23 protein-coding genes and 2 pseudogenes are annotated in these 20,399 nt (G+C 45.0%); 21 read left to right on the forward strand and 4 right to left on the reverse strand.

Translation table 11 applies throughout. From position 1 onward, the window contains the following. Positions 1–123: 123 nt before the first annotated feature. The 3 genes from JQX68_RS03870 to JQX68_RS03880 all read right to left on the reverse strand — a co-directional run bounded on the left by JQX68_RS03870 (position 124) and on the right by JQX68_RS03880 (position 2,808). Positions 124–429 carry a hypothetical protein gene (locus tag JQX68_RS03870; RefSeq protein WP_134975856.1) on the reverse strand — a complete coding sequence of 102 codons (306 nt, stop codon included), beginning with the start codon at positions 427–429 and terminating at the stop codon, positions 124–126. 84 nt (positions 430–513) lie between these two features. Next, positions 514–909: an immunity 22 family protein gene (locus JQX68_RS03875; RefSeq protein ID WP_134975855.1), complete on the reverse strand. Its 396-nt coding sequence runs from the start codon at positions 907–909 to the stop codon at positions 514–516. 12 nt (positions 910–921) lie between these two features. Continuing rightward, positions 922–2,808, reverse strand: a complete 1,887-nt coding sequence (locus tag JQX68_RS03880; protein WP_205440535.1) for a ribonuclease YeeF family protein — start codon at positions 2,806–2,808, stop codon at positions 922–924. 166 nt (positions 2,809–2,974) lie between these two features. On the opposite strand from JQX68_RS03880, the gene JQX68_RS03885 reads away from it, so the two are divergent. The 3 genes from JQX68_RS03885 (at position 2,975) to JQX68_RS03895 (ending at position 5,563) form a co-directional block, all read left to right on the forward strand. Beyond that, the gene (locus tag JQX68_RS03885) at positions 2,975–3,313 is read left to right on the forward strand and encodes a hypothetical protein (protein WP_040083922.1); all 339 of its coding nucleotides are present in this window, start codon (positions 2,975–2,977) and stop codon (positions 3,311–3,313) included. Between the two features lie 12 nt (positions 3,314–3,325). Then, the gene (locus tag JQX68_RS03890) at positions 3,326–4,246 is read left to right on the forward strand and encodes a DUF5655 domain-containing protein (protein ID WP_205440536.1); all 921 of its coding nucleotides are present in this window, start codon (positions 3,326–3,328) and stop codon (positions 4,244–4,246) included. A gap of 156 nt (positions 4,247–4,402) precedes the next feature. After that, positions 4,403–5,563, forward strand: a complete 1,161-nt coding sequence (locus tag JQX68_RS03895; protein ID WP_205440537.1) for a lysozyme inhibitor LprI family protein — start codon at positions 4,403–4,405, stop codon at positions 5,561–5,563. 44 nt (positions 5,564–5,607) lie between these two features. On the opposite strand, the gene JQX68_RS03900 is transcribed toward JQX68_RS03895, so the two are convergent. After that, positions 5,608–6,306 carry a YetF domain-containing protein gene (locus tag JQX68_RS03900; protein WP_205440538.1) on the reverse strand — a complete coding sequence of 233 codons (699 nt, stop codon included), beginning with the start codon at positions 6,304–6,306 and terminating at the stop codon, positions 5,608–5,610. A 191-nt stretch (positions 6,307–6,497) separates the two neighbouring features. On the opposite strand from JQX68_RS03900, the gene rapH reads away from it, so the two are divergent. From rapH to JQX68_RS03990, 18 genes and pseudogenes are all read left to right on the forward strand, one after another. Beyond that, positions 6,498–7,628, forward strand: a complete 1,131-nt coding sequence (rapH, locus tag JQX68_RS03905) for a response regulator aspartate phosphatase RapH (protein WP_205440539.1) — start codon at positions 6,498–6,500, stop codon at positions 7,626–7,628. Further along, the gene (gene phrH / locus JQX68_RS03910) at positions 7,618–7,791 is read left to right on the forward strand and encodes a phosphatase RapH inhibitor PhrH (RefSeq protein ID WP_014663108.1); all 174 of its coding nucleotides are present in this window, start codon (positions 7,618–7,620) and stop codon (positions 7,789–7,791) included. Before rapH ends, phrH begins: the two co-directional genes overlap by 11 nt. Before the next feature lie 158 nt (positions 7,792–7,949). Then, positions 7,950–8,669 carry a YebC/PmpR family DNA-binding transcriptional regulator gene (locus JQX68_RS03915; RefSeq protein WP_003233863.1) on the forward strand — a complete coding sequence of 240 codons (720 nt, stop codon included), beginning with the start codon at positions 7,950–7,952 and terminating at the stop codon, positions 8,667–8,669. A gap of 137 nt (positions 8,670–8,806) precedes the next feature. Further along, positions 8,807–9,316: a hypothetical protein gene (locus JQX68_RS03920; protein WP_040083916.1), complete on the forward strand. Its 510-nt coding sequence runs from the start codon at positions 8,807–8,809 to the stop codon at positions 9,314–9,316. A gap of 113 nt (positions 9,317–9,429) precedes the next feature. Continuing rightward, complete coding sequence (locus tag JQX68_RS03925; protein ID WP_014663110.1) at positions 9,430–10,014, forward strand: TetR/AcrR family transcriptional regulator; 585 nt, start codon at positions 9,430–9,432, stop codon at positions 10,012–10,014. Positions 10,015–10,093: 79 nt separating this feature from the next. After that, positions 10,094–10,537 carry a nuclear transport factor 2 family protein gene (locus JQX68_RS03930; protein ID WP_040083915.1) on the forward strand — a complete coding sequence of 148 codons (444 nt, stop codon included), beginning with the start codon at positions 10,094–10,096 and terminating at the stop codon, positions 10,535–10,537. Next, a pseudogene (locus tag JQX68_RS03935) lies at positions 10,534–11,402 on the forward strand (NmrA family NAD(P)-binding protein). The gene JQX68_RS03930 and the pseudogene JQX68_RS03935 overlap by 4 nt, the downstream one beginning before the upstream one ends. 126 nt (positions 11,403–11,528) lie before the next feature. Continuing rightward, entirely contained in the window at positions 11,529–11,777 is a 249-nt protein-coding gene (gene cotJA, locus JQX68_RS03940; RefSeq protein WP_003219489.1) for a spore coat-associated protein CotJA, read from the forward strand. Further along, positions 11,761–12,024 (forward strand): spore coat protein CotJB, encoded by a 264-nt coding sequence (gene cotJB / locus JQX68_RS03945; RefSeq protein ID WP_014663114.1) that lies wholly within the window; start codon positions 11,761–11,763, stop codon positions 12,022–12,024. The genes cotJA and cotJB overlap by 17 nt, the downstream gene beginning before the upstream one ends. Positions 12,025–12,038: 14 nt before the next feature. Further along, positions 12,039–12,608, forward strand: coding sequence for a spore coat protein CotJC (gene cotJC / locus JQX68_RS03950; RefSeq protein ID WP_014663115.1), 570 nt, complete (start codon positions 12,039–12,041; stop codon positions 12,606–12,608). A 124-nt stretch (positions 12,609–12,732) separates the two neighbouring features. Continuing rightward, on the forward strand, positions 12,733–13,275 hold the full coding sequence (locus JQX68_RS03955; protein ID WP_014663116.1) for a GNAT family N-acetyltransferase: 543 nt from the start codon (positions 12,733–12,735) through the stop codon (positions 13,273–13,275). Positions 13,276–13,297: 22 nt separating this feature from the next. Continuing rightward, positions 13,298–13,602, forward strand: a pseudogene (locus JQX68_RS03960) (YesK-like family protein). Between the two features lie 114 nt (positions 13,603–13,716). Further along, a complete protein-coding gene (locus JQX68_RS03965; RefSeq protein ID WP_147773018.1) occupies positions 13,717–14,346 on the forward strand; it encodes a YesL family protein in 630 nt (209 codons plus the stop codon). Beyond that, the gene (yesM, locus tag JQX68_RS03970) at positions 14,343–16,076 is read left to right on the forward strand and encodes a two-component system sensor histidine kinase YesM (RefSeq protein WP_147773019.1); all 1,734 of its coding nucleotides are present in this window, start codon (positions 14,343–14,345) and stop codon (positions 16,074–16,076) included. Before JQX68_RS03965 ends, yesM begins: the two co-directional genes overlap by 4 nt. Next, positions 16,076–17,182 (forward strand): two-component system response regulator YesN, encoded by a 1,107-nt coding sequence (gene yesN / locus JQX68_RS03975; RefSeq protein WP_147773020.1) that lies wholly within the window; start codon positions 16,076–16,078, stop codon positions 17,180–17,182. Before yesM ends, yesN begins: the two co-directional genes overlap by 1 nt. 102 nt (positions 17,183–17,284) lie before the next feature. Continuing rightward, complete coding sequence (locus JQX68_RS03980) at positions 17,285–18,568, forward strand: ABC transporter substrate-binding protein (RefSeq protein WP_147773021.1); 1,284 nt, start codon at positions 17,285–17,287, stop codon at positions 18,566–18,568. Then, positions 18,565–19,494 (forward strand): carbohydrate ABC transporter permease, encoded by a 930-nt coding sequence (locus tag JQX68_RS03985; protein WP_147773022.1) that lies wholly within the window; start codon positions 18,565–18,567, stop codon positions 19,492–19,494. Before JQX68_RS03980 ends, JQX68_RS03985 begins: the two co-directional genes overlap by 4 nt. Before the next feature lie 3 nt (positions 19,495–19,497). Further along, a complete protein-coding gene (locus JQX68_RS03990) occupies positions 19,498–20,388 on the forward strand; it encodes a carbohydrate ABC transporter permease (RefSeq protein WP_147773023.1) in 891 nt (296 codons plus the stop codon). Positions 20,389–20,399 lie beyond the last annotated feature (11 nt).

A 20,399-nucleotide genomic window follows, 5' to 3' on the forward strand; every position in this document is an offset into this window, starting at 1 on the left:
GGTTGAGAGACCGCAAAATAAATTTTCGGTGCAGTCCGCAAAAGGGAGTTTTGGTGTTTTGCGTTATACTTGGTTTTGTGGAGGTTAGTGCGAACTCAATTTTGAACTCTTGGATTGCGGTTATTACGACTGAGCAGTTTCGTCGTACTCTTTTAGCAGTTTTTCTGTCTTATGCATTTCTTCGAGCATAGGATTCATGTAGTCGTTAGCTGATTCAAGATATGCTCTTGTCAGAGTATCTAGTTTATTTTTAACTTTAGAGAGGTCTTCTTCGAATTGTTCCTCTATTGAATGTTTGATAAATTCTTTTGCCTCTTCGTACCTTTTTAATATGTTTTTCACCATTAGAGTTGAATTCTTTTGATTAATTGTTTTTATTGATGTGATTGTTAAATTTATTTGTTTTATTAATTCTTTTCTTACTGTCAAGGTGATGCTCCTTTTATAAAGTGAGATGAGATAAAAATAAAGCCCTCAAGTAAGAGGGCTTCATATTTATTTAGAATTTTTTACTTAAACATAGGATACTGCACCAATAAATTTAAATGAATAGTTTTTATCGTTTATTTCTTTCTCACTGCCGTCATATTCAAAATTATATAAAAGAACAGCAGCATTGATTTGTTCAGGAATTGCGGTACCTACTATGTTCTCAAATCGAGGTAAGATGACACTATCGTACGAACAGCCGCCAATTAGTTCAGATAAATTATTACAATTTTTTTCATGTGCGACTTTTTCTATAAAATCTTCATCTAATTCATCGATATCTATATCAAAATCAATTAAAAATTGGGAAGGAAGAAAATCACCTTCATCTTCATTGTAATCTAATTCAACATATTTACTTAATGATTCATCATCATTTATACTTCCGATCCACAATGATACGAAATTTTGACGTTCCATATTAACCTCCTATTATTTAATCCTTAATCCTTCTGGCAGGGCTGCCGCTCCACCTTTTAGCCTATAGTTTGCCCAATTATTTAATCTTCGGACAAACATATTATAGTTTAAGGATGAATCAATAATTCCTAGCAATTCATTATGAGCAGCGGTTGAACCCAATCCTCCGTGTTTACCAACTGGATTCACAAACTCGACTTTGTTTATGGCAGTTCTTAAATCTCTAATTTGTTCAGCTGTAACTCCCCAATGTTTGAAAGTAGGGGCCCGAGAAACTAAATGCCATTCGTGCATGCCGCCGGGTGCTCTCAATTGTCTTTCAATTGCTCTTCTAATTTTTTTATCTGTCCAAAGCTCATCAAGTTGCTTCGTTGTTAATGAGTTAAACCAATTATTAAATTCGCCACTTTTTACTGTAGGGATTATTGTTTTTCTAGGTTTCTTTATGTTCTGTGTTTTTCTTTCAGTTTTTTGTAAGGCATTTGATTTCTGTTCTTCAATTTCTTTTTTCAGAAGCGATGTATTCTTTACATTATGCGTATTCTCAATATCCTGAGCAATCCCTGCAAAAGCGACTTGATTTTTACCTTTTAAAGCACTGCTGAAATCTTTTGTTTTCTGGATTCCTGTCTTTACATGTTTAGTAGTAGCTTTTTCTCCAGCTTTAAGCACTTTATCGACTTTGGCAGCACCTGCTTTACCAAGTTTACTTGTTACTTTCACAACAGAGCCAGCACCTTTTAGTCCAACGAGGCTCCCGACCACATAGGTAATATAATGAGAGCGGGAGTATGCATCTCCGTTAATCATTTTATCATTCCATGAATCCGCTATGTTTGTCCATATGATTTTTGCATAGGAAGGTGTCTTCAATACAGTTGAAATTGTTTTGGCTAATTTTTGTTCTTCGGAGAGCTGGGAAAACTCCCACGCCCCGACAGCTAAATCTTTAACGCCAGTCACAGTATCCTTAGCGACATCGTAGAGACCGACTCCAACTCCTTTCAGAACTTCCCATGTGGTTTCTCCAACTTCTTCGATCTGTTTTGCTTGTTCAAGCTGGACCACATACTGTAACTGTGCAGGCTCAAGGTTCTCATACCCAATCTTCTTCGCAATTTCTAAATATTCATCAGGGTCAGATACACCATCCGCAAGCTTTTTCTTCAATTTTTCAATCTCGCGTTCTTTCGCTTCCTCTTTCTTAATCTTCAAGTAAGCCTCAGTCCGCTTTTCAATGTCGCCTTTTTTCTTATGTATGTCGCTCTCACGGTACGCCTTGGCGTTGTAGTGAATGGGTGTGGCGTTTTTGCCTTTGCCTGTTGCTTCTTGGAGCTTTTGGAAGTCGGATTTGATGAATTGTTCGTTTGGTTCTGACAGGGCGTATTCAGTCTGCAGGTCTTCGTCCAAGGCGTCCAATTTTTCCAGTGTTTTTTTGCGTTTGTCGTCGGCATCGGCCAGCTCGTCTTTGAAGGTTTCTGTTGAAAATAGGTCGAGCGGGAGGATGTCGTCGATATCGTTTAAGATATCTTTCATCGCTTTTTTCTGTTCAGACATGATGGATTTCGATTTTTTGTGGGCATTTGCCAGTTCGTGCTCCAGGAAGGATTCTTCGATGTATGCGTCTGAGAGGCCTTTGTCCTCGGCGACTCCGGCGATGCTGTTGAAAAATGCGATTTTCATATCGATGTAGTCGATCCATTGGTCGGTGACGCCGACGTGGTCGTGATAGAAGGCTTTGATGTTGCTGGCGCCTTTTCCTGAAAATTCGCTGTCACTGAGATCAGCTACGCTTTTTAACGCTTTTCTCAAATTGACCATTTGCGTTCTTAGTTCTTTGTACTCTTTTGCACGGTCTGTCGCTTCCGAAAGCAGTGTTTTCGCTTCAAATACTTTCATGACCATTTCCCTTCTTTTGTTCGCTCAATATCAAAATTTTACCACGGGGCGGGATGAGGGTGGGGGTGAGAACATGTTTTGGTGGAAAAATGAGTCATTTGGCATGTGTCTAAGTGCACAGTTTTGATAAGATAATGATAGATCAATAAAAAGGGGAAGAGCTCATTTGGATAAAGATTTCTTAATCATAAAGATCAAGGACATTCAAAAAGGCGACACGCTAACGAACCGCGCCTGCGGGAACTGGGATATGAAATTGTCCAGAGCAAAGGAATGTAAACGGGCAATTGTTGTTCGGAGCGGTGTGATTTTAAATGTTTACAAGATCGTTGACGCTTGGGAATCAGATGAACCCGCCAAGCTCACTAAAACGAATAATAGAGTTCGGTTTCAATTGGCAGAGTGCCGTGACTATTCTTATTTGATTGGCGGTACGCTGAAAACGAAAACGCAAAATCCGGTTTCGAGTCTATCCTTAGAAACCTTGATGGAACTAGTAAAATAAAAGGAGCCCAGCATGTATCTCTATAAAGTAAACAGCCAAAACCAAATCGAAGATATTCGCGAGAAACCGTTTAAAAAAGAAAAAGAGATTCAGGATTTATGTGAAATCAATCTTCAGCGGATGTTGGGGCTCAGGTTTGTGAAATCTGAATTCAGGATCAGCAATTTCCGCATTGATACGTTAGCGTTTGATTATGAGACAAATGCTTTCGTGATTATCGAGTATAAAAATACGAAAAACTTCAGTGTTGTTGACCAGGGCTACGCCTACTTAGCAGCAATGCTCAATCATAAAGCAGATTTCATTCTTGAGTACAATGAAAATCATGATTTTTCGTTAAAGCGGGATGATGTGGATTGGTCGCAGTCGAAGGTCATTTTTATCTCACCTGTATTTACGGTGTATCAAAAGCAATCGATCCATTTTAAAGATCTGCCAATTGAATTGTGGGAGATTAAAAGATACGAAAATGATCTGGTTCAGCTGAATCAAATGAAGGCTGATGGCGTCTCCGAGTCGATAAAGACCATTTCACGGCAAAGTGAGACCATTCAAGAGGTCAGCAAAGAAATTAAAGTGTTTTCTGAAGAGGATCATCTTGCAGAGAAGCCGTTTGACATCATAGAGCTTTATCAGCAGCTAAAGGAATTCATTTTTAATTTGGACGATCATATTTCAATCAAACCGACCAAGCTTTATATTGCGTTTACATCTAATAAGCGAAACTTCGTTGATATTCTACTTTTAAAAAGCGGACTTAAGGTGTGGGTGAATATGAAAAAGGGAGAATTGCATGATCCCGAGGAGAAAATGCGCGATGTCTCTGAGACCGGTCACTGGGGAAATGGAGACTATGAGATTTTCATAAAAGATGACGAACACATTGAATATATTATGGGGTTGATCAAACAATCCTATGAGAAAAATAAGTGAGAACTTCCATTGAGAAGTTCTTTTTTATTGTGGCATAGCTAAAAAAGAATTCATTTCAGTCTCTTTCTGCCTATGTAAAAATCAAATGTACAAACCTGCAAAAGACCTATAAAATAAGAAAGCTACCATGAGAGAACAGAAGGGTGAGAAGAGACAATGAGTTATAAATTGGGTGCGCTGCTTTTATCTGTTTTATTCCTATTATCGGCGTGTTCTGATAGCGGAGCTTCTGATAAGGATCAGGAAAAGCAAGCTGTGAAGAAAGCGAGCGTTGCGAAGCTAACGGAGCAGGAAGTAAAATCAGCTTTGAAAAACGATATTGATGCGATCTTCAACGCATTTGATAAAGCGGGAACAGAAAATGGCTGGAGCACAGCGAATAAGGCAGATTTCAGCGAGTTGCGGCCTAGTGTGCTGCCTTATGCAACGGAGACGTTTGCAGATCAGACCTTAAAGGATTTGGCTGGAGAGTACTATTGCGAGTGTGATGCTCCTTTTCAACCGGGCACTGATTTCGATGTGCGTTTTACATATGAACAGAACAAGAATAAGATAGAGGCTTCATCAATAGATCCGGCAACAGAATTAAACAACATGGGCACGTTATGGACGTTTGAATTGGTGAAGGAAGATGGCGATTGGAAAATCAACAAATGGGACAGCAAGTCGCTTCAAGGGGATGATATTAAGCTGACAAAAGAAGAAGCGAAAACGATTCTGTCGAGAAACGGTGAAACGGCGGAATTTGTGAAGTCCTATGAATCGAAGGCTGCCGGCGGAACAGCTTATCTTTTCAATGTGAAAAATTCAAATGGGGAAAGACAGGCGGCGATCAGCTCAAAGGATACCAGTCTGGTAAGTGATAATGAAAACGAGACTGAGGCTGCGGAGCAAGAGACAGCTCAGAAGACTGCGGAAACCGCATCGCCTGATACAGCGGATACACAGAGCAGTGAGCAGACAACGGGAAGCACAAAAACAGATTATGTTGCGAAATTGTCTGCGGCAGAAAAGAAAGAAAAGCACAATGACTATCAAAGTGATTATCAGATGATTGAGGATTACGGTTATAATTATCAAATGTGGGACGGATTGCTGAACGAGATATACGGTGTGCTGCAAAATCAGCTTTCTGCTTCAGACATGGCGGCATTAAAAGGGAAACAGCGCCAATGGATAAAGGATAGGGATGCTGTGGCCCAGAAACGATATGATGAGGAGGGCGGCGGTTCATTATCCCGAGTCGTCCAAACGGAAGAGCTTGCCAAACAGACGAAAGAGCGCTGTTACGAGCTGGTGAATACGTATATGAAATAAGTGAAGGGCCTGTGCCGCAACAATGTTGCAGGCACAGGTCTTTTTTATTCAGGGAATGAATCCTCTTTTTGATCGATATACAGCGTGCCGTCTGTTTGAACTTCTGCATAAAATACTTCTTTAGGATTTTGGATGCCTGCCTCTTTTAGCCGATCCATCAGCCATTGCCTGTTCAGATGCAATTTTTTTAAATTGTCTTCTCTCACTTTTCCATCAGCTATGACTGAAGCGGAATGAGATACTTTCGCGTTTGCTCCTTGTACGTTCATATCCTTTTTTGTCACGCTTTGGTGTGCTTCCTTTTTCAACACAGATACAGTGCCGTCCGATTCGTAAATAGCATAATCCACTTCGGCAATTGAAAATATATTTTTTTTGCGAAGCGAAGTTTGCAAAGTATCGATATCAATTCGGGCTTTTCTAAGCTCCTTCTCCATGATTTTCCCTTTTTTAATCAGAATGACAGGCTGTCCTACAACCGCATACCGAAAAGCGGGGAATGTAATATCCAGAAACCCGATGATGATTGTAAAAGCGCTCCACACCAACAAGGCGATGAATCCATTTCTCATACTGATTGTTGAGTCAATGGCAAGCGAGGCCCCGATCGTTCCAATGGATATGGCTGAAACAAAGTTAAAAAAGGTCATCTGGGAGATTTCTTTTCTGCCCATCAGTCTTGTTAACACCAGCAATGTGATAAAGGCGATGAAAAGTCTAATGATCAGTTGCGTGATTGGCATCGGCCATTCTCCTTTACATAGGATCTGTTCATAGTGTTCCCATGCTTTTGTTTTATTTTCATTAAAGGCTTTTGAAAAAGGGGTTTTGAATGCTTTTGCCAGGATGAAAAAGAAAATTCTTCCTTTCGTATTGTTTTCAAAATTTGGGATTGATAGAATATGACATATCTCACAGAGAAGGAGGGAAGCCGTTGAGTCAAGCCATACCGTCTTCGCGTGTTGGTGTTAAGATTAATGAATGGTATAAAATGATTCGCCAGTTCAGTGTTCCGGATGCTGAGGTTCTGAAAGCGGAGGTTGAGCAGGACATTCAGAAGATGGAAGAGGATCAGGATTTGCTGATCTATTATTCTCTGATGTGTTTTCGGCACCAGCTGATGCTGGATTATTTGGAGCCGGGACAACCTTACGGGAATCGCCCTACCGTGACAGAGCTTCTTGAAACGATTGAGACCCCTCAGAAAAAACTCACAGGCCTTTTGAAATACTACTCTTTGTTTTTCCGCGGCATGTATGAATTTGATCAAAAAGAATATGTTGAAGCAATCGGGTTTTATCGCGAGGCGGAGAAAGAACTGCCGGTTGTGTCTGATGAAATTGAGAAAGCGGAATTCCATTTTAAAGTGGCGGAAGCGTATTATCACATGAAGCAAACCCATGTGTCGATGCATCATATTCTTCAAGCCTTAGACATTTATCAAAACCATCCCTTATACAGCATTAGAACGATACAAAGCTTGTTTGTGATCGCCGGAAATTATGATGATTTCAAACACTATGGCAAAGCGCTCCCGCATTTAGAAGCGGCGCTGAAATTGGCAATGGACATTCAAAACGATCGGTTTATCGCCATTTCACTATTGAACATCGCGAACAGCTATGACAGATCAGGAGACGATCAGATGGCTGTAGAACATTTCCAAAAAGCGGCGAAAGTGAGCAGAGAGAAAGTGCCTGATCTGCTTCCGAAAGTCTTGTTTGGGTTAAGCTGGACATTATGTAAAGCGGGCCAGACACAGAAGGCGTTTCATTTCATAGAAGAAGGGCTAAACCGTATCACCACACGTTCTCACAAATGTTATAAAGAATTGTTTCTGTTCTTAGAGGCCGTGTACAAGGAGACTGTTGATGAACGCAAAATTCATGATCTTTTAAGCTATTTCGAAAAAAAGAACCTGCACGCGTACATTGAAGCATGTGCCCGGAGTGCTGCCGCTGTGTTTGAAAGCAGCTGTCACTTTGAACAAGCTGCTGCGTTTTATCGGAAAGTGCTGAAAGCTCAAGAAGATATTCTAAAAGGAGAGTGTTTATATGCCTATTAAGAAAAAAGTGATGATGTGTCTGGCTGTTACTCTAGTTTTCGGAAGCATGTCGTTTCCATTCCTGACAAACTCGGGCGGCGTTAAGGAATCAACAGATCGAAATACGACGTATATTGATCATTCCCCTTATAAACTCAGTGATCAGAAGAAAGCCCTTAGCTAGGGCTTTTTCTTGCTTTACTGAAGACGTTCGATTTTCCCACCGCGGCATTCCTTCTATTTCTAACGCAAGACACTCGAAACAACCAAACCATTTGAGGTATAATGGATAAAGTGAATAACAGCATTTAGATTGATATATATGAAAGAGAGTGGAACATCATGGGCCGTAAGTGGAACAATATTAAAGAGAAGAAGGCGTCTAAGGACGCGAATACGAGTCGGATTTATGCGAAGTTTGGCCGTGAGATTTACGTGGCGGCGAAGCAGGGCGAGCCTGATCCGGAATCCAACCAGGCGCTGAAGGTTGTGCTTGAGCGCGCGAAGACTTACAGCGTACCGAAAAACATCATTGAACGGGCGATCGAGAAGGCGAAGGGCGGAGCGGAAGAGAATTACGATGAGCTTCGTTATGAGGGCTTCGGGCCGAACGGATCAATGATTATCGTTGATGCGCTGACGAATAATGTAAACCGTACGGCGCCGGAAGTGCGTGCGGCGTTCGGGAAAAACGGCGGAAACATGGGTGTGAGCGGATCTGTTGCTTACATGTTTGACGCAACGGCTGTTATTGGTGTGGAAGGCAAAACGGCTGATGAAGCGCTTGAAATCCTGATGGAAGCGGATGTCGATGTCCGTGACATTTTGGAAGAGGATGACAGTGTGATCGTCTATGCGGAGCCGGATCAATTCCATGCAGTGCAGGAGGCGTTTAAAAACGCGGGCGTTGAGGAATTTACAGTAGCGGAGCTGACAATGCTTGCGCAAAGCGAAGTCACGCTTCCGGATGATGCGAAGGAACAGTTTGAAAAATTGATTGATGCCTTAGAGGATTTGGAAGACGTTCAGCAGGTGTATCATAACGTTGATTTAGGCGAGTAAGGAGTGAGCAGGCTGTTATAGCCTGCTTTCTTTTTTTGTCCTAGAAATTGTTTTAGCTGTATGTAGGCGGCTGCCTATACGATCTGTAAGATATTCTCATACTCTGGACTGTAACCTAAGTGAAGGAGAGAGTGAATATGACTGATACTGATACAAGACAGATCTATGGCGGACCTGGTTTTGGCACTTTTCCAGGCTACGGCATTGGCCGTCCGGGGTTTGGCATGTATGGAGGACTAGGCTATCCGGGCTATGGGATGTACGGAGGCTACCCAGGCTACGGCGGCATGTTTGGAGGTTACCCAGGTTATGGAATGTCTGGGGGCTACCCGGGCTACGGCATGTCTGGGGGGTATCCAGGCTATGGCATGCATGGAGGAGTCGGCGGCTATCCGGGATATGGCGCGTATGGCGGCGGTTACCCAAGCGGCGGTTATGGAGGCTCTCCGGGAGCTGTAAGCTATCCGGGCATGCACCATGAAAACGATGGACATCATCACTATTATCACCATCACCATGATGGAAAAGATAATCTTCATCACCACCATCATCATGTTGGTAAGGATAATCACCACCATCATCATGATGGTCATTATGGCCACCATCACCACCATATGGGCCATTGGGGAAAAGACGGCTTTAAATAAAAAAGATGATGGTGAAAAGAGGACACTCTTGCAGATCAAGAGTGTTTTTTTTATTTTTTCTTGACTGTTCAGTCCGGAAAATGATAACATTTGTTTCAGGAGGTGATCGTTTTTTGGGGAGGAATAAAGAATTTGATACGGCGCTTGTTCTTCACAGGGCGATAGAGGTTTTCGGAGAGTATGGCTACGAAGGAACGTCTCTTCAGGAACTGCTTTCTCATTTAGGCATTGCCCGCCAGAGCTTGTATGATACGTATGGAACGAAACGTGATTTGTTTTTGTCCGCTGTGAAATCGTATCTTGAAGGAAAAAACACTGCCGTTATGGAAAGGCTTGAAGCGCCAGGATCTGTAATGGAAGCCATTCGTGAAATTTTTCAGGAGGGTGTCAATGCCCTGAGGGATCCGGAACGGGCGAAGGCGTGCTATATCATTAACAGCGCGATTGAACAGATTCCGCATGACCCTGAGCTTGCCCGGTATTTTGAAAGACAATCCAAGCAGCTTGAGGACGCTTTTTATCAGGCGCTTTTAAGGGCGAAGAATCAAGGAGAATTGAATGGCGAAGATCCTGATATATCTGCGCTTGCCCGGTACCTGAATCAAAGCAGGCTGTCACTGACATTTATTGCGAAAGTGACGGCAGATATGGATCGTCTTCAGGACCATGTTGACGTGAGTTTATCAGTGCTTGATTAACATGTGGTAAAGAATTCTTTGCCCATGTGTGCATTTTTTGGACTGAATGGTCTGGAAATAAAAAAAGAGGTGATGATGAATGTTGATGAATGAATTTGAAAAAGCATGTGAAACTTTGAGAAAGTTTATGGCTTATATGCTTGAGAAGGACATGAAGAGCTGGGTGGAGCTTTGGGATGAGAATGCTGTATTTGAGTTTCCTTATGCGCCGGAGGGATCACCAAAAAGAATAGAAGGAAAAGCGGCTATTTACGATTATATTAAGGATTATCCTAAGCAGATCCATCTTTCTTCATTTACGGCTCCGACAGTGTACCGTTCAGCGGACTCGAATACGATGATTGCGGAGTTTCAATGTGACGGGCATGTGATTGAGACTGGACTGCCTTATCGCCAAAGCTATATCAGTGTCATCGAAACGAGAGACGGCCGCATTGTGCGGTATAGGGATTATTGGAATCCGCTTGTTGTAAAAGAGGCATTTGGAGGATCATTTTTGCAAACAGAGGAGAGTGGAAAATGATGAAACAGAATCCGATTTTAATCACGGGCGGGACCGGCACAGTCGGCAGCCGAATCGCCAGCCGTTTAATCAAGCTGGGATACAGGGTGCGTATTGCAAGCAGAAAAAAGGGCGAGCTTGCAAATGCAGAGTATGTGTATTTTGATTGGATGGACGCCTCCAGTTATACGCCTGCCCTAGAACAAGTAAAAGACATCTATCTTGTTGCTCCGGTCGGTGTGCTTGATCCGGCTCCCTATGTGCTTCCCTTTTTAAAGGAAGCAAAGCGTCTTGGTGTAAAGCGGGTAGTGATGCAAAGTGCGTCTGTTGTCTCCGAGAATGGTCCTGTGTTTGGCGCGCTTCACCAGGCAGTGCGCGAATTTCCTGAATGGACGGTGCTGCGGCCCTCATACTTTATGCAAAATTTCATCAACGTCCAGCATCAAATGTCGATTCAAAATGAGGGACGCATCGTCACGGCTTCGGGTGAGGGAAAGCTAGGATTCATTGATGCTGATGACATCGCAGAAACAGCTGTCCGTGCTTTGACTGATGCCGTCCCTCATCAAACACATCATATCCTGACAGGACCCGAGGCGCTGAGCTATGCCGAAGCGGCAGAGATCATCGGTGCTGCCGCGGGACGCCGGGTGAAGCATGTCAGCATTTCTCGTTCTGAGCTGCAAAATAGGATGACGGCAGCTGGTTTGCCGGCGGATTATGCCAGTTTTATGGCGGGGCTAGATGAAGCAATCAGCCATGGTGCGGAACATCGGGTAACGGATACAGTGAACCGTGTGACAGGAAAAGAACCTCGTTCGCTCTTAAAGTTTGCTGCAGCTCATGCTGCGTATTGGAAACACTGACCTCATTTTGGACTGAATAGTCTAGAAAGACCTTCGGCAGAGCCGAAGGTCTTCTTATTGAAAAAGCTAAGTCGTGTTTCAGTCATAATCATGCCTCCTGCCTCATACCTATTAAGGTCATTGTTTTTGAGAAAGGAGGAGCCGGAATGAAGGATATGCAGCCGTTTACGCCTGTCAAATCATATACGCCCTTTCACAGCCGTTTTGATCCCTGTCCGCCCATAGGGAAGAAATATTACAGAACGCCCCCTAACCTTTATATGACCTTTCAGCCTGAGCACATGGAGCAGTTTTCGCCGATGGAGGCTTTAAGGAAAGGCACCCTTTGGAAGGATCTCTATGATTTTTATGAAAACCCTTATCGAGGGGGAGACGCACATGGCAAAAAAGGTTGACGCCGAGTATTATCGTCAGCTTGAGCAAATACAGGCCGCGGATTTTGTGCTTGTTGAGCTGAGTCTTTATTTAAATACACATCCTCATGATGAAGATGCGCTGAAGCAATTCAATCAATATTCCGGCTATTCAAGGCACTTAAAAAGACAGTTCGAATCCTCTTACGGGCCGCTTCTGCAGTTCGGCAACAGCCCCGCGGGCGAGGATTGGGATTGGGGCAAAGGGCCATGGCCGTGGCAAGTATAAGGAGGAATGCCTGAATGTGGGTGTATGAAAAGAAGCTGCAATACCCTGTCAAAGTCAGTACGTGCAACCCGACGCTGGCGAAATATTTGATTGAGCAGTATGGCGGAGCGGACGGCGAGCTGGCCGCGGCTCTCCGGTATTTGAACCAGCGGTATACAATTCCAGATAAGGTCATCGGCCTTTTAACAGATATCGGTACGGAGGAATTCGCCCATTTGGAAATGATTGCGACCATGGTCTATAAGCTGACGAAAGACGCCACACCGGAGCAGCTGCGTGAAGCTGGCCTCGGCGATCATTACGTCAATCATGACAGCGCGCTATTTTACCACAATGCGGCGGGTGCGCCGTTTACAGCGACTTATATTCAGGCGAAGGGCGATCCGATTGCCGATTTATATGAAGACATTGCGGCAGAGGAAAAAGCACGGGCGACGTATCAATGGCTGATTGATATCTCGGATGATCCTGATTTAAACGATTCCCTGCGCTTTTTGCGTGAGCGTGAAATTGTGCACTCCATGCGCTTCAGGGAAGCGGTTGAAATTTTAAAAGAAGAACGGGATAAAAAGAAGATTTTCTAATAGGCAGATTGGCCTCTCTTTCATACACCCTTTTACATACAGAGAAAATGGTCTGTTTTTGCGGTTTGGTCTGCATTATAATCAAGGTGTGTGTGCAAGCTTACTTTTTGATTGGGAGGCCTTTATGTCAGCTTTTAAGATTGAGAACGAAACGATAGCAGATGGATTTTACGCGTGTCCGGCCGTCTATGAGGATGCAGAATCGATTACCGGGTTGCTCGTCCGAACAGCTGAATGGCTCCGGGATCGGGGGTCTAACCAATGGAGCGGACTTCTCAAAGGGCAAGATATACATGATATCACGGGGTCAATTGAAAAGGGACATGTGTTTGTGTTTAAAAAAGATGAAGAGCTTGCGGCTGTCGTGATGCTGCTGCCTGAACCAAGTGAGTGGGACCGGACGCTTTGGGGAGACGATGGGCATGAGGAGTCTATTTATTTGCACCGCCTCGCAGTAAGCCGCCGGTTTGCGGGACAAGGACTTGGAGCACGCGTCCTTCAATGGGCGGAGACGGGCATACACTTTCCAGGAAAAACGCGAATCCGGCTTGACTGTGTCGCTGATAACGACGCCTTGCATTCCTTTTATCGGCGTATGGGATATGAATTCATGGGTGCTGATGCATCCGGATATCATTTGTTTGAGAAAGAGATTACGACAGAATAAGCGTCCTTTCAAGGAGGCTTTTTTGTCTTTTTCAAAAAGGGAGGGCAGGCGATGGTGTGGCCAATTTTATTTATGACAGGGATCGTGACGGCTTGTCTGTTCACTGGCGTATCTGCTTTGATGCGGATGAAGTTTCCTGACAAAAGCCGGCCGGAATGGATATTGGGCGGGCTGATCGTCCTTGGTGTGTTTCTGATCTGGTACAGCCTCGTGTATGTACGCGGCTGGGAAGGGGCTGCGCTCGGAATGCTTGGATTTAATGTCATTTGCGGAGCCATTGCCGGATATTTGATCGATAAGGCCATCCGGCGTGACAGGAAAAGATAAGGCGGCGGCTGTCTCTCATCATATCGAATTTTTCACAGAACGGCAGGAATTTTCTTTCGAAAGGAGAAATACATAGTACTTTAAAATGAAAGCGTTTTCCGTAGCGGGAAGGTGATGTTGATGATACACAGTGTGACGAATGGGCTGAATCGTTTTTGTACATGGGTGATGAGACTGGCCTATTTGAATGTGCTTTGGATTTTGTTTTCTCTTGCAGGCCTGGTTGTGTTTGGGCTGATGCCCGCTACTGCCGCGATGTTTACAGTGGCGAGAGAATGGGCGAAGGGGAATGCTGATGCCCCGGTGTTTACTGTCTTTATTCGGGCGTTTAAAAAGGAATGGCGGGCATCACAGATCATCGGGCTCATCGTTGTGACGGCTGCCCTGTTTCTGTTTGCGGATATGCGGATAGCGGCTCAGATGAATCAGCCTGTGCTCGTCAACGTGTTCCTGAGCATCAGTTTGATTTTCGCGTTTGTTGTGCTGTATGTGTTCCCGGTGTTCTCTCATTTTGACGTGAAAATCAAAGAGGTGCTGAGCATCAGCTTTTTGATTGCCTTCAGCCGTCCGGCGGTGACGCTTTTGATGGCGGCGGGCGCTGTCGGTGTGCTTTGTCTCGTTCTGTTTCATGTCATATTTTTGCTGTTTTTCAGCGGGAGTTTACTCAGCCTGATCTTAACGAAGCTGTCCTTTAAAGCATTTCGGTCAATGGATCAGCGGCAGGAGAAAGAAAAGGCGGCATGAAGAAAAGAATTGCTGGCTGGTACAAGCGGATGAAGATTAAGGATAAGCTGTTTGTGTTTCTATCGTTGATTATGGCCGTATCCTTTCTGTTTGTATACAGCGGGGTGCAGTATGCCTTTCATGTGTATGATGAGCAGATTTACCGCAAGTCCTCGGAGGTGCTGCGGATGTCTTCTGAAAGGATCGAAGACGAGCTGAAAAAGATAGAGGATGTGTCTTATGAAATCATTACAGACGAACAGATTCAGCGCATCCTGAGCATGCAAAATCGGGATGATACGTATGATCAATATCAAATGAAGCAGGAGCTGTGGGATCAGCTTGCGGGATATGCCAGCGATGAAAAGTACATCGACTCCATTCATTTGATTGATGCCCGCGGCGCAGAGTATTCAGCCGGAAGCAGTTCTTCAGATATTTTGAAGCAGGAGCAGGAAGAGGTGTTTAAGCGAGCGAAAGCGAAAAATGGAAGAAATCTTTGGATGACGCTCGGCGGGTCAGATCCCGTTCTGATTTCAGCACGGCAGATCAGATCCTTTCACCAGCTGAGTTTGAACGGCTTGGGCATGGTGCTGATCCAAGTCAATATCAAACAGATGATTCGTGATGTGCCGAAGGATTGGGGCGATTCAGTCGGAGACATCATGATTGCTGACCAAGGCGGGAATTTGGTGTATACGGCACATGCATCAGCGCATGTTCCTGAGGCAGCAAAGGAGACGCTGAAGCACCCAGGTTATGACTTGATAAAAAAGAATGGCAAACGTTACTTTATTTCTTACCTTCAATCATCCTATCAAAATTGGAGCTACTATAACGTCATCCCCTTTGATCAGATGTTCGCAAAAATTTCCTTTATGAAAACAGTGATTGGCACTTGCTTTCTCCTCTTTTTCTGTGTGGTTTTGCTTTTCGGAAGGAAAATCGCCAACAGCATCACGGAGCCGATTGAACAGCTTGTGACCGCGATGAAATCGGTACAGCACGGCGGCATTGAAGCGGGTGTATCGCTTTCTCTGCCGGAGCATACACAAGATGAGGCCGGCATGCTGAACCGCCATTTTACTGTCATGATGAAACGGATTAATGAGCTGATGGAAGAAAATGTGGAAAAACAGCTCATCATTAAAGAAACCGAATTGAAAGCACTGCAAGCCCAGATCAATCCGCATTTTTTATATAACACGCTCGAGTCCATCAATTGGCTGGCCAAGGCGAATCAGCAAAAGCAAATCTCAAAAATGGTGGAATCGCTCGGTTTTCTTCTGCGAAACAGTATACATATGAAGAAGGATATCGTGACCATTCAGGAGGAGGCGGACATCGTACTCCACTATATGACCATTCAGCGATTTCGATTTGAAGAGCGTTTGAATTTCACATTGGATATTGACGATGAGGTCAAGCATTGTCTCATTCCAAAACTAACGCTCCAACCGCTTGCGGAAAATGCGATTCAATACGCGCTTGAACCCTTTACAAGGCCGTGCGCCATCCGGATTCAGGCGAAAAAGGCGAAGGACTGTGTCTGTATGACGGTCGAAGATAACGGCCCTGGCATGGATGAACGGATTCTTGAATCAACGGGCGGAAGAGGAATCGGACTGTGGAATATTCGTGAGCGCATCAGCCTGACATTCGGAGAGCCATACGGATTGCGTATTCAAAGTAAGCATGAAAAGGGAACGAGGATTGTGATCACAATACCGTGCCGAAATGAGGTGGTGTGATGTATAAAATACTGCTGGCTGATGATGAGAGGATTATCCTTGATGGAATGGCGGGAATCATTGAGTGGGAGGCGCTTGGCGCTTCACTGATCGGCAAAGCGCAGAACGGACATGAAGCGTATGAAAAGATTGTACATAAGCAGCCGCATATCGTCATCACAGACGTCAAAATGCCTGGCATGGACGGGCTTGAGCTAATCAAAAAGGTATCAGCCGTCAGCCCGTCGGTGCAGTTTATCGTCCTGTCCGGGTTTGGAGAGTTTGAGTACGCAAAGGAAGCTATGAAATATGGGGTGAAGCATTATTTGCTGAAGCCCTGCAATGAACAGCAGATTATCAGCTCGCTGGAGGAAATCATTGCTGAGCTGAAGCGGCAAGATGTGCGGAAAAAGAAAACAGACCACCTGATACACGAGCTTGATCATATCCGTTCCTTTGCTGCCGATCAATACTTGGAAGGCTTGATCGCCGGTGTCGCCCAGCTGTCTCCGCCGCCTTCGCTTGCCGGAAAAAAGGTCCGCCTCTTGATCTTAAAAGGGGACCAATCTATTGATACCGCGGCTAGAAAGGCACTCGGGACGGCGCTGACTGCGGTTTGCGGCAGCGGAGAATGGACCGTGCTCGCTGTAGAGGAGGACGCCGCTGAAAAGGCGGCGGAGGTTTTTGCGGACCGCAAGATGGCTATCAGTCAGGCGGGAGAACTCCGGCACGCGGGGCAGCTGTTTCGGGACACAGCTGAAGTGGCTGATGACCTGCATGGGAGCGCAGTGATTTCAAAAATGATCAGGCTTATTGCCGACGAGCTCGGAAATCCGAATCTGTCCTTAAAATGGGCGGCGAAGGATATGCTGTTTATGAATCCTGATTATCTCGGGAAGTTATTTAAGCAGGAAACAGGCGAGAAGTTTTCCCAATATGTTACACGAGTGCGTCTTGAGCATGCGATGAAGCAGATGAAAATAAGGCGGGACGCGAGTGTATCAGAAATTGCTGAAGAAATTGGGTTTGGCGATAATCCGAAGTATTTCAGTCTTGTTTTTAAAAAATATACCGGTCTGACACCGTCAGAATTCAGAAGAAAACAGGGAGGCGCTTCCGCAGGATAGCCATCTCTGTTTTTTTGACTTTCGCCACTGTTTTTTGAGTGTTTCGCCTCATCTGAACGCTTTAAAATAAATGTAAGCACTTACATTAAAGGGGGGATTGGTTTGAAGAAGATTTGTTACGTGCTGTTATCGCTTGTCTGCGTCTTTTTTTTCAGCGGTTGTTCAGCGGGTGAAGAGGCCTCGGGAAAAAAAGAAGACGTTACACTCAGAATCGCGTGGTGGGGCGGGCAGCCAAGGCATGATTATACAACAAAGGTAATTGAACTTTACGAGAAAAAGAATCCGCACGTCCATATTGAGGCGGAATTTGCGAACTGGGATGACTATTGGAAAAAGCTAGCGCCCATGTCTGCCGCCGGCCAGCTTCCTGATGTCATCCAAATGGATACCGCTTACTTAGCCCAATACGGAAAGAAGAACCAGCTGGAAGATTTAACGCCGTATACAAAGGATGGAACGATTGATGTCAGTTCAATCGACGAGAATATGCTGTCGGGCGGAAAAATCGACAATAAGCTCTATGGGTTTACGCTAGGTGTCAACGTGCTGTCTGTGATTGCGAATGAAGATTTGCTGAAAAAAGCCGGTGTGTCTATCAATCAGGAAAACTGGACGTGGGAGGATTACGAGAAGCTGGCGTATGATCTTCAGGAAAAAGCCGGCGTCTACGGCTCCAACGGAATGCATCCCCCTGATATTTTCTTTCCTTATTATTTGCGCACGAAGGGTGAGCGTTTTTATAAAGAAGACGGCACTGGCCTCGCGTATCAGGATGATCAGCTGTTTGTCGATTATTTTGAACGGCAGCTGAGGCTGGTGAAAGCGAAAACGTCCCCAACACCTGATGAAAGCGCACAGATTAAAGGGATGGAGGACGATTTTATCGTCAAAGGCAAATCAGCGATTACATGGAACTACTCCAATCAATATTTGGGCTTTGCCCGGTTGACAGATTCACCGCTGTCTCTCTATCTGCCGCCGGAGCAAATGGAGGAAAAGGCGCTGACACTGAAGCCGAGTATGCTGTTTTCCATTCCGAAAAGCTCTGAGCATAAAAAAGAGGCTGCCAAATTTATTGATTTCTTCGTGAACAATAAAGAGGCAAACATGCTGATCAAAGGCGAGCGGGGAGTGCCAGTATCCGACAAGGTGGCGGATGCGATTAAACCGAAACTGAATGAGGAAGAAGCCAACATTGTGAAGTATGTGGAAACCGCATCAAAAAACATCAGCAAAGCCGATCCGCCGGAGCCTGTGGGAAGCGCGGAGGTCATCAAGCTGCTGAAGGACACGTCTGATCAGATTCTGTATCAGAAGGTATCCCCGGAAAAAGCCGCCAAAACGTTCCGGAAAAAGGCCAATGAGATATTAGAGAGGAATAATTGACGGGAAATGGGGCTGACGCAATGAAACAAAGCCGGAGTATGAGAAAAGACAATCTGGCGGGATATGCTTTTATTTCTCCGTTTATCATCGGATTCCTATGCTTTACGGTCATTCCGATGGGGGCGTCCCTGTTTCTGTCCTTCACAAGCTATGACTTGTTTACGGCGCCGAAATGGATCGGGCTCGACAACTTTAAGGAAATGTTTACGGGTGACGAAAAGTATTGGCAGTCGTTGAAGGTGACGTTTACGTATGTGCTTGCCGGGGTTCCGCTCCGCCTCGGCTTCGCGCTTTTTATCTCTGTCATCTTAAACAATGCAGCAAAAGGAACGGCCATTTACAGAACGCTCTTTTATCTGCCTTCAATCATCGGCGGGAGCGTGGCTGTGGCGATTATGTGGCGCAATATTTTTGGCAATGACGGGGTCATCAATGCGCTGCTGTTTTTTGTCGGGATTGATCAAAAAATTCTCTGGTATCAGAACCCGACAAGTGCGTTGTGGACACTGATTCTGCTTTCCGTCTGGCAGTTCGGGTCATCAATGCTGATTTTTCTGGCCGGGCTGAAAAACATTCCGTCTGCGTATTTGGAAGCGGCAAGTGTGGACGGGGCGAATCGGGCGCAGCGTTTCTTTAAGATCACGCTTCCGATCCTCACACCGATTATCTTCTTTAATCTTGTGATGCAGACAATTTCAGCATTTATGACATTTACACCTGCCTATATCATATCGAAGGGCGAGGGAGGACCGCTTGACGGGACGCTTCTGTATTCGCTCTATTTGTTCCAGCGGGCGTTTAACTATTTTCAAATGGGCTACGCATCGGCGATGGCGTGGGTCATGCTTATCATTGTCGGGCTGATAACGCTGATACTGTTTAAAACATCGTCCTATTGGGTTCATTACGAGTCAAAGGAGGAATGACGGATGGAGCCGGTCAACCAGCCTGTCAGAGAAGTCCCGGTTTTTGAGAGGAAAAAAAACGGGCGCGTCAGGCCCAAACGCATACTGTTCCATGTTTTTACGGCATCGCTGGCGGTGTTATTGCTGTATCCGGTCATTTGGCTGTTTGTCAGCTCATTTAAGGAAAGCGCCAGTATTTTTACAACCTCTCATTCTCTCATTCCCGATCCTTTTATTCTCAGTAACTATGCTGAGGGATGGAAGGGCATTGCGGGGCAGCCGTTTCTGACCTTTATTAAAAACTCGGCGATTATTGTGGGGCTGTCAACAATCGGCGCCGTCCTGTCATCGGCTGTCATTGCTTACGGATTTGCGCGTATTCCGTTTAAGGGTAAAAAGTTTTGGTTCGCGTGCATGATGGGGACGTTAATGCTGCCCCATGAAGTGCTGATGATTCCGCAGTATATTATGTTTGCGAAATTAGACTGGCTGAATTCCTTTAAACCGATTGTCGTTCCGCAATTTTTCGGGCATGCGTTTTTTATTTTTCTGATGATCCAGTTTATCCGGACGATTCCCGAGGAGCTGGATGAGGCCGCACGAATCGACGGGTGCGGGCGCTTTGCCTGCTTTTGGCGGATCATTCTCCCGCTGATTGCCCCAGCGCTCGCGACGTCTGCGATTTTCTCCTTCTATTGGAAGTGGGAGGAGCTGATTCAGCCGCTTTTGTATTTGAATAAACCGGAGCTTTACCCTGTTTCACTTGCGCTGAAGCTTTTTCTCGATACGGAATCGGCTTCGAACTGGGGCGCGATGTTTGCCATGTCGGCCGTTTCATTATTGCCTGTGATTCTTGTATTCTTTTTGTTTCAGAAATATATCGTTCAGGGCATCAGTACGACCGGATTAAAATAAAAAGGAGTGTT

This window comes from Bacillus sp. LJBS06 (assembly GCF_016924995.1).
Lineage (GTDB): Bacteria > Bacillota > Bacilli > Bacillales > Bacillaceae > Bacillus > Bacillus stercoris.